We start from the raw sequence: 14066 nt of genomic DNA on the forward strand, positions 1-14066 counted from the left end.
GTCCTCCTTGGCCTTCCGGCTCCCGCCCTGGCTGCGGATGATGGCCCGCACCAGGAACCCGAAGCCGATCGCCATGACCAGCGGCGGCACGATCGCGCTGACGTAGTCCATCAGGTCACTCCTCCTCGGTCTTCTCCGCCGTCGCGGCGGAAGCCTTCGGCTCCGGCTTGACCAGCGGGAAGAGCACGGTCTCCCGGATGTTCTTGCCGGTCAGCAGCATGATCAGGCGGTCCACGCCGAGGCCGAGGCCACCGGTCGGGGGCATCGCGTACTCCAGCGCGCGCAGGAAGTCCTCGTCCACCTGCATCGCCTCGACGTCGCCGCCGGCCGCCAGCAGGGACTGGGCGGTGAGGCGGGCGCGCTGCTCGACCGGGTCGACCAGCTCCGAGTAGGCGGTGCCGATCTCGGTGCCGAAGATCACCAGGTCCCACTTCTCCGCCACGCCCGGGATCGAGCGGTGCTTGCGGGTCAGCGGGGAGACCTCGGTCGGGTAGTCCTTGATGAAGGTCGGCCGGACGGCGTTCTCCTCCAGCAGGCGCTCGACCATCTCCAGCACGATCTGACCGTGGCCCCAGTCCTTCTCGAACGGGATGCCGTGCTCGGCGGCCAGCTTGCGCAGCTCCTCGACGGTGGTCTGCGGGGTGACCTCGACGCCCAGGTGCGCGGAGATGCCCGGGTAGACGCTGACCTCCTCCCACGGCTCGGCCAGGTCGATCTCGTGCTCGACGCCGTGCGCGTCCACGCCCTTGATCACCGTGGTGCCCAGCGCGTCCCGGGCCGCGTTGACGATCGTCGCGCGGATCAGCTCGGCCTGGGTGTCGTAGTCGCCGTAGGCCTCGTACGACTCCAGCGAGGTGAACTCCGGGTTGTGGGTGGAGTCCGCGCCCTCGTTGCGGAAGTTGCGGTTGATCTCGAAGACCTTCTCGGCGCCGCCGACCACCAGCCGCTTGAGGTACAGCTCGGGGGCGATGCGCATGTAGAGGTCGATGTCGTACGCGTTGATGTGCGTCTTGAACGGACGCGCGTTGGCGCCGCCGTGCACCGGCTGCAGCATCGGGGTCTCGACCTCGATGTAGCCGCGGTCCTCGTAGGTGCGGCGGATCGAGCGGACCACGCGGCTGCGCAGGTGCAGGATCTCGCGGGCCTCGGGGTTGACGATCAGGTCCACGTAGCGCTGGCGGACCCGGGCCTCCGGGTCGGTCAGGCCCTTGTGCTTGTCCGGCAGCGGGCGCAGGCACTTGGCGGTGAGCTCCCAGCGGTCCACCATCACGGACAGCTCGCCGCGCTTGGAGGTGATCACCTCGCCCTCGACGCCGACCTGGTCGCCGAGGTCGATGTCGGACTTCCAGGCCGCCAGCCGCTCCGCGCCCAGCTTGTCCAGGGAGAACATCACCTGGAGGTCGCCGGTGCCGTCGCGCAGGGTGGCGAAGCACAGCTTGCCGCCGGTGCGGGAGAGGATGACCCGGCCGGTGATGCCGGCGCGCTCGCCGGTGGCGGTGTCCGGCTCCAGGTCCGGGTGCTTGGCACGGAGGTCCGCGATGGTGCTGGTGCGGGGGAATCCGACCGGGTACGGGTCGACGCCGGCCGCCCGGAGCCGGTCCAGCTTCTCGCGCCGGACGCGCATCTGCTCGGGAAGGTCGTCGGTCGCGGGAACAAGGCTCTGATCGCTCACCCCACAAGGGTAGCCAGCCGTACACCGTGCTCCGCGACCGGATTGCGCGTGAGGGGAGACCGCGGCGGCGGTCTCCCCTCACCGGCCGGGGCGGCTCAGCCGGTGCCGGTGGCGAGCTCGATCTCCTCGGGGGCCTCCTCGGCCGGCGGGGCGGGCCTGGCCGGGGGCTTGGGGCGGCGGCCGAAGAGCTCGGCCGGGGTGGGCATCCGGTGGGGGCGGGGCGGGGTCTTCGCGGCGGCGGGCTCGGCGGGCTGCTCCGGGCGGGAGTCGGTGCTGCTCATGGTGGTCCGTCCTCCTACAGGGGTGGGGTGACTGCTCGGGGGTGCGGCGGGGCTCGGTACGGCCACCAGGTGGCGCGGCTGGCCGGTGGCGAGGGCGAGGCGTTCGCGGACGGCGGCCTCGGCCAGCGCGTGGCAGCGCCCGGCCAGCCGCGAGCGGCGCGAGCGCTCGCCGTGGCCGCAGGGCTGACGGGTCAGCCCGCGCAGCGCGGTGAGGTCCTCGGGCCCGGGCAGGTAGCCGTCGGACACCGCCTCCTCCAGCCGCTCCAGGTACCCGGGCGCGCTGCCGGGCAGGGCGGAGCGGTAGCGGCCGAGGTCGGCGAGCAGGAAGGCGCGCAGCCGGCCGCCCTCCTGGACGGCCTCGTCGATCGCCTCGGTCAGGCGCAGCGCGTCCTGGACGTCCTCCGCCCAGAGTTCGGCGCCCGGCCCGGCGAGTGCCGGCCGGTCGGGCACCTGGAGGTGGACGGGAACGGCGGGGTGCAGGGCTTGGGCGAGGGCGCGGCGCAGCACGCGGACTTCGTCGGCGCTGAAGGCCATGCCGCCGCGCGATCCGTGTGGCGTAGGCATGGACTGACACTACGTGAGGAATATCCGATTTGTCGGTAACGTCGCGCCGAAGTCCGCACGATCGGCCCGCTGGGAAATGAGGCGCCGCGCGGTCGGCGGCGGGGCGAGGACCTCCGGGACTTCGCGGCTGCCCGGGACGGCCCGCTGAGCGCCGCTCAGCTCGGCCGGTTGCGCTCGTACACCAGGCGCAGGCCGATGAGGGTCAGCCAGGGCTCGTGGACGTCGATGGTGGTGGCCTCGCCGAGGACGAGGGTGGCGAGGCCGCCGGTGGCGATCACCTGGACGTCGTCCGGGTCCTTGGCGAGTTCGCGGGCCATCCGCTCGACCAGGCCGTCGACCTGCCCGGCGAAGCCGTAGAGGATGCCCGACTGCATGCCCTCGACGGTGTTCTTGCCGATCACGTTGCGCGGCCGGGCCAGCTCGATCTTGCGCAGCTGGGCGCCGCGGACGCCGAGCGCCTCGACGGAGATCTCGATGCCGGGGGCGATCGCGCCGCCGACGTAGTCGCCGCGGGCGTTGACGGCGTCGAAGGTGGTCGCGGTGCCGAAGTCGACCACGATGCACGGGCCGCCGTACAGGTGGTTGGCGGCCAGCGCGTTGACGATCCGGTCGGCGCCGACCTCCTTGGGGTTGTCCATCAGGACGTGGACGCCCGTCTTCACGCCGGGCTCCACGATCACCGCGGGGACGTCGCCGTAGTAGCGGCGGGTCACCTCGCGGAGCTCGTGGAGCACGGCGGGGACGGAGGAGCAGATCGCCAGGCCCTCCACCGAGGCCTCCCGGACCGCGGTGTGGTTGCCCATCAACCCCTGCAGCAGCACCGCCAGTTCATCGGCCGTGCGGCGCGGATCGGTGGAGATCCGCCAGTGTTCCACCACTTCCTCGCCGTCGAACAGGCCGAGCGTGGTCTGGGTGTTGCCGACGTCGATGGTGAGGAGCACGGGGACGCTTTCTGCGAGTCGGGACGGGTCTGCTCTGCTCCTGACGGTCAGGCGCGCAGGTCCAGGCCGATGTCCAGGATCGGCGAGGAGTGGGTCAGCGCGCCCACGGCCAGGTAGTCGACACCAGTCTGGGCGACCTCGCGCGCGCTGACCAGGGTCAGTCCGCCGGAGGCCTCCAGCTTCGCCCGGCCGGCCACCAGCGCGACGGCCTCCTTCAGCTGCTCGACGGTGAAGTTGTCCAGCAGGATCAGGTCCGCGCCGGCCTCCAGGACGGGCTGGATCTGCGCCAGCTCGTCCACCTCGACCTCGACCGGCAGCTCCGGGTACGCGGCCCGGACGGCCCGGAAGGCCTCGGCCACGCCGCCCGCGGCGACCACGTGGTTGTCCTTCACCAGGGCCGCGTCCGAGAGCGCCATCCGGTGGTTGGCGCCGCCGCCGCAGCGCACCGCGAACTTCTCCAGCGCGCGCAGGCCCGGGGTGGTCTTGCGGGTGTCCCGGACGACCGCGCCGGTGCCCTCCAGGGCGTCCGCCCAGGCCCGGGTCGCGGTGGCGATGCCGGACAGGTGGCAGAGCAGGTTGAGCGCGCTGCGCTCGGCGGTCAGCAGGTCGCGGGTGCGCGAGCGCACCGACAGCAGCACCTGGCCGGCCTCCACCCGGTCGCCGTCCTGGACGTGCCGCTCGACCTCGAACTCCTCCTCGCAGATCAGCGAGACGACCGCCTCGGCGATCCGCAGGCCGGCCACCACGCCCGCCTCGCGGGCGGTGAAGTCGGCGGTGGCGACCGCGTCGGCGGGCACGGTGGCCACCGAGGTGACGTCCTCGCCGCCGGCCAGGTCCTCGGCCAGCGCCAGGGTGGCGATGTCCTCCACCTCGATCGGGTCCAGTCCGGCCTCCTCCAGCAGCTCGGCCAGCTGCGGGTCCAGGCCGGTCTCGTAGCCCTCGCCGTCCCCGCAGGCGCAGCCGTCGCCGCAGCCGCCGCCCTGATCGGCCAGGGGGAGTTCCTCGTGCGCGTGGGTCATGGTTCTACTGCTCCTCGGGGGTGCTGACGGGGTCGCCGGAGGCGGCGAGGGTGGTGATCAGGTGACGTCGCCAGTGGGCGTCGTCACGCTCGGGGAAGTCCTCGCGCCAGTGGCCGCCGCGGGTCTCCTCGCGCTGCGCAGCCGCCGCGACCAGGGCGGTGGCGACCAGCAGGAGGTTGGCGGCCTCCCAGGTCTCCACCCGGGGGTCGGCCGGCTTCTCCTCGGCCATGTGGGACCGGGCCTGCTCGGCGAGCAGGGCCAGCCCGGCCGCGGCGTCGGCCAGCGAGGCGGCCGAGCGCAGCACGCCCGCGCCGCGCGACATCAGCCGCTGGATCTCGGCGCGCGACTCGGAGGCCGGCAGCGGCACGGCCACGGCGGCCTGCGCGGCGGCGACGTCCACGGTGCGCTCGGGCAGTTCGCCGGCCGCGTGGCGCTCGGCCAGGTCGGCGGCGATCCGCTCGGCGAAGACCAGGCCCTCCAGCAGGGAGTTGGAGGCCAGCCGGTTGGCGCCGTGCACGCCGGTGCAGGCGACCTCGCCGCAGGCGTACAGGCCGGGGACGGAGGTGCGGCCGTGCCGGTCGGTGCGGACGCCGCCCGCGGCGTGGTGCGAGGCCGGGGCGATCGGGATCGGCTCGGTGACCGGGTCGATGCCGTGGGAGCGGCAGGAGGCCAGGATGGTGGGGAAGCGGTGCTCCCACATCTCGGCCCCGAAGTGCCGCCCGTCCAGGTACATGTGGTCGGCGCCCTTCTCCTGCATGCGCCGGGTGATCGCCTTGGCGACGATGTCGCGCGGGGCGAGTTCGGCCAGCTCGTGCTGCCCGACCATGAAGCGCACGCCGTCGGCGTCCACCAGGTGGGCGCCCTCGCCGCGCACGGCCTCGGAGACCAGCGGCTGCTGGCCCGCGGCGTCCGCGCCGAGCCAGAGCACGGTCGGGTGGAACTGGACGAACTCCAGGTCGGCGGCGGCGGCGCCGGCCCGCAGGGCCAGGGCCACGCCGTCGCCGGTGGAGACGGCCGGGTTGGTGGTGGCGGAGAAGACCTGGCCCAGGCCTCCGGTGGCGAGCACCACCGCGCGGGCCCGGACGGCGCCGACGCCGTCGCGCTGGCCCTCGCCCATCACGTGCAGGGTCAGCCCGGCGGTGTGGCCCGCGGCGTCGGTCAGCAGGTCGAGGACGAGGGCGTGCTCGATCAGTTCGAGGTCGGGGTCGCTGCGGACGGCGGCGACCAGCGCGCGGGAGACCTCCGCGCCGGTGGCGTCCCCGCCCGCGTGCACGATCCGGTGGCGGTGGTGGCCGCCCTCGCGAGTGAGCAGGATCTCGCCGTCCTCGCCGCGGTCGAAGGCCGCACCGACCGCGATCAGCCGGCGGACGGCGTCCGGGCCCTCGGTGACCAGGGTGCGGACGGCCTCCTCGTCGCAGACGCCGGCACCGGCGACCAGGGTGTCGTCCAGGTGCTGCTCGGGGGTGTCGCCCTCGCCCAGGGCCGCGGCTATGCCGCCCTGGGCCCAGCGGGTCGAGCCCTCGTCCAGGACCGCCTTGGTGACCACCATGGCCCGCAGGCCGGCCTTGCGGACGTTGAGGGCGACGGTGAGGCCGGCGATGCCGGACCCGACCACGACCACGTCGGTGGTGGCGGTCCAGCCCGGGGCCGGGGCGGTGAGGCGGTGGGTGACGGACATGACTCAGCGGCTCCTTCGGCGCGTGGCCGCGGTGGCCGCGCCGTCCTCGTCACGGTACGCCGCGTCCCCGCGGAGCAGTCCGCTGCCCTCCGGGGCCTCCGCAGGGTCCCCGCCCAGGCCGGTGATCCGGTTCTGCTCGTCCACGAAGACGATCTTCGGCTCGTAGCCCTTGGCCTCGGCCGTGTCCATCTGCCCGTAGGCGATGAGTATGACCAGGTCGCCGGGGTGGACCAGACGGGCGGCGGCGCCGTTGATGCCGATCACGCCGGAGCCGCGCGGGCCGGCGATGGTGTACGTCTCCAGCCGGGCGCCGTTGTCGATGTCGACGATGTGGACCAGCTCGCCGGGGAGCAGGTCGGCGGCGTCGAGCAGGTCCTCGTCCACCGTGACGGAGCCGACGTAGTGCAGGTCGGCCTGGGTCACGGTGGCCCGGTGGATCTTGGACTTGAGCATGGTGCGGAGCATTGCGGGTCACGCCTCCTGTGAGTGCATGCCTGAGGGGGTCGGAACTGCCGGGTCTACCGGACGATGATGCGGACGTTGTCGATCAGGCGGGTCTCGCCCACCTTCGCGGCGACGGCCAGCACCGCCTCGCCCTGGAAGTCGTCCGCCGCCTCCGAGAAGTCGTGCGGGTCGATCAGGGCGAGGTAGTCGAGGGTGACGCCCTCGGCGCCGTCCAGGACGGCCGAGGCGGCCTCGCGCACGGCCTTGGGGCCCTGCGCGGCGACGTCCCGGCCGGCGAACAGGGCCCGGGACAGGGCCAGCGCGCGGGTGCGCTCCTCCTCCGAGAGGTAGCGGTTGCGCGAGGACAGCGCCAGGCCGTCCTCCTCGCGGACGGTCGGCACGCCGACGATCTCGACGTCGAAGTCCAGGTCGGCGACCATCCGCTGGATGAGCGCCAGCTGCTGGGCGTCCTTCTCGCCGAAGAGGGCGAAGTCCGGGTCGGTGATGTGCAGCAGCTTGGCGACCACGGTCAGCACGCCGTCGAAGTGCCCGGGGCGGGTGGCGCCCTCGAAGCGCTCGCCCATCGGGCCGGCCACCAGGCGCACCTGCGGCTCGCCGTTCGGGTAGACCTCCTCGACGGACGGCGCGAAGACGACGTCGGCGCCGTTCTCCTCGGCCAGCTTCACGTCGGCGTCGAGGGTGCGCGGGTAGCGGTCCAGGTCCTCGCCCGCGCCGAACTGCAGCGGGTTGACGAAGACCGTCACCGCGACCCGGCCGTCCCGGCCGACCTGCTTGCGGGCGGCCCGGATCAGCGCGGCGTGGCCCTCGTGCAGCGCGCCCATGGTCATCACCACGGCGTTGTCCACCGGCTGCTCGTCCGGCCAGAACGCGGCCTCGAAGTCGTCCACGGTGCGGGTGACGACGGCCCGGTGGACCTTCGGCGTCCGCTGGGGCTTGTTCGGCTGCTTGCCGCGTGCCATTAGCGCGTCTCCTCGTTCAGTACGTCCAGCAGCGCCGCCGCCGACGTTTCGTCGATCGTTCCGTTGGCGAGCGCCCGCTGTGCGGTGGCGCGGGCCATCGCGCGGTAGGCCGCCGGGATGTCGGGGGACACCGTACTGAGCTGCGCCAGGTGGCGCCGCACGGTGCCCGCGTCGCCCCGGGCGACCGGGCCGGTGAGGGCCGCGTCGCCGGAGCGCAGGCTGTTGTCCAGGGCGGCGCCCAGCAGCGGGCCGAGCATCCGGCCCGGCTCGGCGACGCCGGCCGTGCGCAGCAGCTCGATCGCCTGGGCGACCAGGGTGACCAGGTGGTTCGCGCCGTGCGCGAGGGCGGTGTGGTAGAGCGGGCGGACCTCCTCGGGCACCCACTCGGGCTCGCCGCCCATCTCCACCACCAGCGCCTCGGCGACCGGCCGCAGCTCCTCGGGGGCGGTCACGCCGAAGGGGCAGCCGGCCAGCCGGTCCAGGTCGACCGAGGTGCCGGTGAAGGTCATCGCCGGGTGCAGGGCCAGCGGCAGCGCCCCGGCCCGGGTGGCGGGCTCCAGGACGGCCACGCCGTGCGCGCCGGAGGTGTGCACGACCAGCTGACCGGGGCGCACGGCGCCGGTGGCGGCCAGTCCGGCCACCAGGTCGGCCAGCGCGTCGTCCGGGACGGTCAGCAGGACCAGGTCGGCGGCGGCCAGCACCTGCGGCGGGGTGACGATCCGCACGCCCGGCAGCAGCGCCTCGGCGCGGCGGCGCGAGGTGGCGGACACCCCCGACGCGGCGACCACGGTGTGCCCGGCGAGCTGCAGTGCGGCGCCCAGCGCGGGGCCGACCCGGCCGGTGCCGACCACGCCGACGGCGAGCCGGGCCGGGCGGTTGCCGGGATCACCGGGATTTCCGAAAGCGGGGTCGCCGAGGCCGTCGGCGATCGGGGCGAACTCGCCGGAACCGGCGAAGTCGGACGGATCCACGCATCCACCCTTGTCCTGAATGACCGTTCCGGTCCACTCGTCGGGTACCGGACGTACCGCCCCAGTCTACGGTCGGCGCCGAGGAGCCAGGGAGACTCGGTCGGTGGCGGCTCAGCCGGTGGCTCAGTCGGTGGCCCCGGCCCGGATCAGCCCGGCCTCGTACGCCAGCACCACGGCCTGGACCCGGTCGCGCAGGCCGAGCTTGGCCAGGATCCGGCCGACGTGGGTCTTCACGGTCGCCTCGGAGAGCACCAGCCGGGCCGCGATCTCACCGTTCGACAGGCCCTGGGCGACCAGCAGGAACACCTCGCGCTCGCGCTCGGTCAGCGGGCCGAGGACGTTCGAGCCGGGCGCGCTCTGCGGGGTGGGCAGCACCTCGGCGAAGCGGTCGATCATCCGGCGGGTGGTGGTCGGGGCCACCACCGCGTCCCCGCCGTGCACCGCGCGGATCGCGGCCACCAGCTCGGTCGGCGGGACGTCCTTGAGCAGGAAGCCGCTGGCGCCGGCCTTGAGCGCGGCGAAGGCGTACTCGTCCAGGTCGAAGGTGGTGAGGATGAGCACGTGCGGGGCGCCCGGCAGCGGGCTGCCGTCCTCGGCCAGGCAGATCCGGCGGGTCGCCTGCACGCCGTCCAGGCGCGGCATCCGGACGTCCATCAGGATCACGTCCACCTTGGTGTGCCGCAGCAGCTCCACGGCCTGCGCGCCGTCACCCGCCTCGGCGGCGATCTCGATGTCGCCCTGCGACTGCAGGATCATCCGGAACCCGGTGCGCAGCAGTTCCTGGTCGTCGACGAGCATCACGCGGATGGTCAAGGTGGCTCCTAGAAAGTGGGGCGGAGGATCAGTGTGCGGCCTTCAGCGGCAGGACGGCGCGGATCCGGAAACCACCGCCGGGGCGGGGGCCCACGTCGAGCCGGCCGCTGACCATGCCGACCCGCTCGCGCATGCCGATCAGGCCGTGGCCGAGGCCGTCCGTGCCGCCGGAGGCCAGCTGTTCGTCGGTGCTGCCGCGGCCGTCGTCCTCCACCAGCACGGCCAGCTCGCGCTCGCCGAAGTCGACCGCGACCCGGGCGTGCACGTCGGGGCCGCCGTGCTTGCGGACGTTGGTGAGCGCCTCCTGGACGATCCGGTAGACCGTCAGCTCGACCCCGCGCGGCAGCTCGCGCGGGTGCCCGGAGGTCGCGTAGTCCACCTGCAGCCCGGCGGTGCGGACCTGCTCCAGCAGCTCCGGCAGTTCCTCCACGCCGGGCTGCGGCACGTACTCCTCGGCGGTGGTGTCGGAGGTGCGCAGCACGCCCAGCAGGCGGCGCATCTCGACCAGCGCCTGACGGCCGGTCGAGGCGATCGTGCCGAGCGCCTCCTTCGCCTGCTGCGGGGAGTTGTCGAGGACGTACGCGGCGCCGTCGGCCTGGACGATCATGACCGAGACGTTGTGCGCGACCACGTCGTGCAGCTCGCGGGCGATCCGGGCCCGCTCGGCGGCCACCGCCACCTTGGCCTGGGCGTCCCGCTCGCGCTCCAGCCGGGCGGCGCGGTCCTCCAGCTCGGTCAGGTAGGCGCGGCGCACCCTCGTCAGCCGGCCCCACGCCCAGCACAGGATGAACGGCGTGCTCATCAGCAGCATGATCAGTGCCGCCTCGCCGAGGCCGTACGAGCGGCTGACGTAGTGGCCGGCGCTCTCGCGGACCGTCTTCACCGGGTGCATCTGCCAGAACACCAGCGGCCCGGCGGCCAGCCCGGCGGTCAGCGCCAGCCGGGACGTCCACTTCTGGCCGAAGGCGGCGCCGGTGTAGGCGAAGACCAGGTAGGCGATCGAGGACCCGCCCGGCTCGACGTCGGCGAGCACCTGGCTGACGCCCAGGCCGGCGGCCGCGGCCACCGTGACGTCCGGGTAGCGGCGCCGGAAGACCATCAGCGCGGGCAGCACCAGCGCGACCAGGACGTCCGCGCCGAAGCGCCAGCCGTCGTCGGGGATGTTGTCGTTCGGCACCAGGCCGATGAAGAGCACCATCGCCGCCCAGGCGGAGTCGACCACCATGGGGTGACGGCGGAGCCAGGCGTTGAGTCGATGCACGTGTCCAGCGTAGGCAGTCGCTCAGTGTGTCCAGGTCCGCCGGTAGGGCGATCCGTCCTACTCCGTAGGTCGGAGAAGCACCCGCTCCGATTGGGAGGGTCCACGAACCGCCGGGTAGCGTCCCGCCCCATGACTTGGATGCGGTGGGCGCCCGCCATGGAACAGGCCCTGTACGACCCCGAGCGGGGCTTCTACCGCAGGCCGGAGGGCCCCGCCGGGCACTTCCGCACCTCGGTGCACGCCTCGCCCGGGTTCGCCCGTGCGGTGGCCCGGCTGCTCCTTGAGGTTGACGCGGCCCTCGGTCGTCCGGAGGAGCTGGCCTTCGTGGACGTGGGGGCCGGGCGGGGGGAACTGCTGACCGGCGTGCTGGCCGAGCTGCCCGCCGGGGTGCTGGCGCGGCTGCGCCCGTACGGCGTGGAGATCGCGCGGCGCCCGGACGGACTTCCGTCCACAGCCCTGTGGACGGACGAGCTGCCGCAGGGCGTGACCGGGCTGCTGTTCGCCAACGAGTGGCTGGACAACGTGCCGCTGGACGCCGGCGAGGTGGACGAGGACGGGGTGCTGCGCTACGTCGAGGTGGACACCGTGACCGGCGCGGTGCGACCGGGCGCCGAGGTGTCGGAGGCGGACTCGGCCTGGGCCGAGCGCTGGTGGCCGGTCGCCGAGCCCGGGGAGGTGGTCGAGTTCGGCGGATCCCGGGACGCCGCCTGGGCGCGGGCCGTCGCCGGGCTGGAGCGCGGCCTGGCCGTCGCGGTCGACTACGGGCACACGGCGGGGCGGCGGCCGCCCTTCGGCACCTTCACCGGCTTCCGGGACGGCAGGGAGGTCGCCCCGGTGCCGGACGGCTCCTGCGACGTCACCGCGCACGTGGCCCTGGACGCCGTCGCCGCGCCCGCCCTCCACAGCCTGTGGACGACGCAGCGCGAGGCCCTGCGCGCGCTCGGCGTGAGCGGCGGCCGCCCGCCGCTTGCCCTCGCCTCCACCGACCCCGCGGGCTACCTGCGGGCGCTGAGCCGGGCGGGGGAAGCGGCCGAGCTGACCGACCCGAACGGGCTGGGCGGGTTCGGATGGCTGCTCCAGGCCGTCGGCATGTCGCCCCTTGAGATCTTCGAGGGGCACTGATCCGGGAGCCCCCGCCGGGATGGCAGACTCTGGGGACATGAGGGAGACCACGGTCGGCATCGGGGCGGGAGCCGAGAACTTCACCGGCGAGGCGGGCACCACCGACATGGTGCTCAACATCGGCCCGCAGCACCCGGCCACGCACGGCGTGCTGCGGCTGCGCCTGCTGCTGGACGGCGAGCGCATCGTCACCGCCGAGCCGGTGATCGGCTACATGCACCGGGGCGCGGAGAAGCTCTTCGAGGCCCGCGACTACCGGCAGATCATCATGCTGGCCAACCGGCACGACTGGCTCTCCGCGTTCTCCAACGAACTCGGCGTCGTCCTCGGCGTCGAGCGGATGCTCGGCATGGAGGTCCCCGAGCGGGCGGTGTGGATCCGCACCCTGCTCGCCGAGCTCAACCGGGTGCTCAACCACCTGATGTTCCTCGGCTCCTACCCGCTTGAGCTGGGCGGGATCACCCCGATCTTCCACGCCTTCACCGGCCGCGAGGACCTCCAGCACGTGCTGGAGGAGGCCTCCGGCGGCCGGATGCACTACATGTTCAACCGGGTCGGCGGCCTCAAGGAGGACCTCCCGGCCGGCTGGCTCGGCCGGGTCCGCACCGCCGTCGCGACCGTCCGCTCGCAGATGCCCGTCTTCGAGGAGCTCGTCCTCGGCAACGAGATCTTCCGCGCCCGCACCGTCGGCGTCGGCGTCCTCACCCGGGCGCAGGCCCAGGCGTACGGCGTCAGCGGCCCGATCGCCCGCGCCAGCGGCCTCGACCTCGACCTGCGCCGTGACGAGCCCTACCTCGCGTACGGCTCCGAGGAACTGCGGCAGGTGCTCACCGTGGTCACCCGCGAGGAGGGCGACTGCCTGGCCCGCTTCGAGTGCCTGCTGGAGCAGACCCTCAACTCGCTCGACCTCGCCGACGCCTGCCTCGACAAGCTCGCCACCCTGCCCGCCGGGCCGGTCAACCAGCGGCTGCCCAAGGTGCTCAAGGCACCCGAGGGCAGCACCTACGCGTGGACCGAGAACCCGCTCGGGATCAACGGCTACTACCTGGTCTCGCGCGGCGACAAGACGCCGTGGCGGCTCAAGCTGCGCTCGGCGTCCTTCAACAACATCCAGGCGCTGGGCGAGCTGCTGCCGGGGACGCTGGTCGCGGACATGGTGGCGATCCTGGGGTCGATGTTCTTCGTGGTCGGCGACATCGACAAGTAGGTCGGTCCTACTTCCCGGCCTTTCCGGTCTTCCCGGCCTTCCCTGCCTTGTTGCCGGTGGCCTTTGTGGTCGCGGCCTCGGTGGTGGCGGCCTTCGTGGCAGCGGCCTTCGTGGTGGGGTCGGCCGGGTGCGGGGCGACCTTGCGGTCCCCCTTGGTGGCGATCCGCTCCTCGCACAGGCGGGCCAGCACCTCGTACCCGGCCCGGCCCATCAGCTCGGTGAGCTCCGGGCGGTAGCTGACGTACACCGGCTCCGCGCCCTGGTGGGCCGCCGGCGCACCGGTGCACCACCAGTGCAGGTCGTGGCCGCCCGGACCCCAGCCGCGGCGGTCGTACTCGCCGATCGAGACCTGCAGGTAGCGGGTGTCGTCCGGGCGGTCGATCCAGTCGTAGGTACGGCGGATCGGCAGCTGCCAGCAGACGTCCGGCTTGGTCTCCAGCGGCTCGCGGCCCTCCTTGAGGGCGAGCGCGTGCAGGGCGCAGCCGGCGCCGCCCGCGAAGTCCGGGCTGTTCACGAAGATGCAGGCGCCGTTGACCCGGCGGGTCTGGCGGTCGCCGTCCTCGTCCAGCATCGTGATGCCGCCGTCGGAGACGAGCCGGCCCTTGGCGTCCGTGCCCTCGGCGAAGTTCTCCCACAGCTCGGGGGTCAGCCGCGCCGCGTGGCCCAGGACGCGCTGCTCGTCGTCCTCGTCCGAGTAGTGCGCGCCCAGCGTGCAGCAGCCGTCCGACTCGCCGCGGCCCTCGCGGATTCCGTGGCAGCCCTGGCCGAAGACGCAGGACCAGCGGGAGGTCAGCCAGGTGAGGTCGCAGCGGAAGACCTGCTCCTCGTCGGCGGGGTCGGCGAACTCGACCCAGGCGCGCGGGAAGTCGAGCGGGACCTCGTCGCGCGGGATCTCGCGGCGCAGGGTCGGCATCGCGAGGTCGACGGGGGCGGGGGAGGCCTCGGGCTTCGCCTTGGCCTTCTTCTTGGACGTTTCTGCTGGTGCCACCCGGCAAGGGTAGAGCTTCCGCGGGGGTGGTGGCGGGGCTGAGGGCGTGGCGGCGGTTACGGGCGGGGTGGGTCGCGGTGGGTGCGGGCCGTCGCGGGGGTGGGTGGGGGGCTCGTGGCGGTGGG

13 protein-coding genes are annotated in these 14066 nt (G+C 73.6%); 2 read left to right on the plus strand and 11 right to left on the minus strand.

Features of this window, described 5'->3' with window-relative positions; translation table 11 throughout:
• Nucleotides 1-115: 115 nt before the first annotated feature.
• The 10 genes from lysX to ACIGG8_RS17605 all read right to left on the minus strand — a co-directional run bounded on the left by lysX (nt 116) and on the right by ACIGG8_RS17605 (nt 10624).
• Complete coding sequence (lysX, locus tag ACIGG8_RS17560; protein WP_396548944.1) at nt 116-1672, minus strand: bifunctional lysylphosphatidylglycerol synthetase/lysine--tRNA ligase LysX; 1557 nt, start codon at nt 1670-1672, stop codon at nt 116-118.
• 95 nt (nt 1673-1767) lie between these two features.
• Nucleotides 1768-2517 carry a hypothetical protein gene (locus ACIGG8_RS17565; protein WP_396548945.1) on the minus strand — a complete coding sequence of 250 codons (750 nt, stop codon included), beginning with the start codon at nt 2515-2517 and terminating at the stop codon, nt 1768-1770.
• 155 nt (nt 2518-2672) lie between these two features.
• Entirely contained in the window at nt 2673-3458 is a 786-nt protein-coding gene (locus ACIGG8_RS17570) for a type III pantothenate kinase (RefSeq protein ID WP_350521640.1), read from the minus strand.
• Nucleotides 3459-3505: 47 nt separating this feature from the next.
• Entirely contained in the window at nt 3506-4477 is a 972-nt protein-coding gene (nadC, locus tag ACIGG8_RS17575) for a carboxylating nicotinate-nucleotide diphosphorylase (RefSeq protein WP_350521639.1), read from the minus strand.
• Between the two features lie 4 nt (nt 4478-4481).
• On the minus strand, nt 4482-6155 hold the full coding sequence (locus tag ACIGG8_RS17580) for an L-aspartate oxidase (RefSeq protein ID WP_396548946.1): 1674 nt from the start codon (nt 6153-6155) through the stop codon (nt 4482-4484).
• Between the two features lie 3 nt (nt 6156-6158).
• Nucleotides 6159-6620, minus strand: coding sequence for an aspartate 1-decarboxylase (gene panD / locus ACIGG8_RS17585; RefSeq protein ID WP_350521637.1), 462 nt, complete (start codon nt 6618-6620; stop codon nt 6159-6161).
• 53 nt (nt 6621-6673) lie between these two features.
• Nucleotides 6674-7579: a pantoate--beta-alanine ligase gene (panC, locus tag ACIGG8_RS17590; protein WP_396548948.1), complete on the minus strand. Its 906-nt coding sequence runs from the start codon at nt 7577-7579 to the stop codon at nt 6674-6676.
• Nucleotides 7579-8508, minus strand: a complete 930-nt coding sequence (locus ACIGG8_RS17595) for a Rossmann-like and DUF2520 domain-containing protein (protein WP_396549105.1) — start codon at nt 8506-8508, stop codon at nt 7579-7581. The genes panC and ACIGG8_RS17595 overlap by 1 nt, the downstream gene beginning before the upstream one ends.
• A 165-nt stretch (nt 8509-8673) precedes the next feature.
• On the minus strand, nt 8674-9363 hold the full coding sequence (locus tag ACIGG8_RS17600; RefSeq protein ID WP_350521635.1) for a response regulator transcription factor: 690 nt from the start codon (nt 9361-9363) through the stop codon (nt 8674-8676).
• Nucleotides 9364-9391: 28 nt separating this feature from the next.
• Nucleotides 9392-10624 (minus strand): sensor histidine kinase, encoded by a 1233-nt coding sequence (locus ACIGG8_RS17605; RefSeq protein ID WP_350521634.1) that lies wholly within the window; start codon nt 10622-10624, stop codon nt 9392-9394.
• A 129-nt stretch (nt 10625-10753) separates the two neighbouring features.
• Between ACIGG8_RS17605 and ACIGG8_RS17610 the strand changes: the two genes are divergently transcribed.
• Both ACIGG8_RS17610 and ACIGG8_RS17615 read left to right on the plus strand, forming a co-directional pair.
• On the plus strand, nt 10754-11746 hold the full coding sequence (locus ACIGG8_RS17610) for an SAM-dependent methyltransferase (protein ID WP_396548950.1): 993 nt from the start codon (nt 10754-10756) through the stop codon (nt 11744-11746).
• Between the two features lie 37 nt (nt 11747-11783).
• Nucleotides 11784-12953 (plus strand): NADH-quinone oxidoreductase subunit D, encoded by a 1170-nt coding sequence (locus tag ACIGG8_RS17615; protein ID WP_396548952.1) that lies wholly within the window; start codon nt 11784-11786, stop codon nt 12951-12953.
• 7 nt (nt 12954-12960) lie between these two features.
• Here ACIGG8_RS17615 and ACIGG8_RS17620 read toward each other — a convergent pair whose 3' ends face one another.
• Nucleotides 12961-13941 (minus strand): hypothetical protein, encoded by a 981-nt coding sequence (locus tag ACIGG8_RS17620; protein ID WP_396548954.1) that lies wholly within the window; start codon nt 13939-13941, stop codon nt 12961-12963.
• Nucleotides 13942-14066: the final 125 nt, after the last annotated feature.

Source organism: Kitasatospora sp. NPDC085464, from assembly GCF_044541955.1.
In the GTDB taxonomy this organism is placed as follows: domain Bacteria; phylum Actinomycetota; class Actinomycetes; order Streptomycetales; family Streptomycetaceae; genus Kitasatospora.

What these genes read in the sequence shown, in the direction of transcription:
- ACIGG8_RS17565 (WP_396548945.1), bottom strand. Translation starts at nt 2,517, where the DNA reads ATGCCTACGCCACACGGATCGCGCGGCGGCATGGCCTTCAGCGCCGAC.
- nadC (WP_350521639.1), bottom strand. Translation starts at nt 4,477, where the DNA reads ATGACCCACGCGCACGAGGAACTCCCCCTGGCCGATCAGGGCGGCGGC.
- ACIGG8_RS17580 (WP_396548946.1), bottom strand. Translation starts at nt 6,155, where the DNA reads ATGTCCGTCACCCACCGCCTCACCGCCCCGGCCCCGGGCTGGACCGCC.
- panD (WP_350521637.1), bottom strand. Translation starts at nt 6,620, where the DNA reads ATGCTCCGCACCATGCTCAAGTCCAAGATCCACCGGGCCACCGTGACC.
- panC (WP_396548948.1), bottom strand. Translation starts at nt 7,579, where the DNA reads ATGGCACGCGGCAAGCAGCCGAACAAGCCCCAGCGGACGCCGAAGGTC.
- ACIGG8_RS17610 (WP_396548950.1), top strand. Translation starts at nt 10,754, where the DNA reads ATGACTTGGATGCGGTGGGCGCCCGCCATGGAACAGGCCCTGTACGAC.
- ACIGG8_RS17615 (WP_396548952.1), top strand. Translation starts at nt 11,784, where the DNA reads ATGAGGGAGACCACGGTCGGCATCGGGGCGGGAGCCGAGAACTTCACC.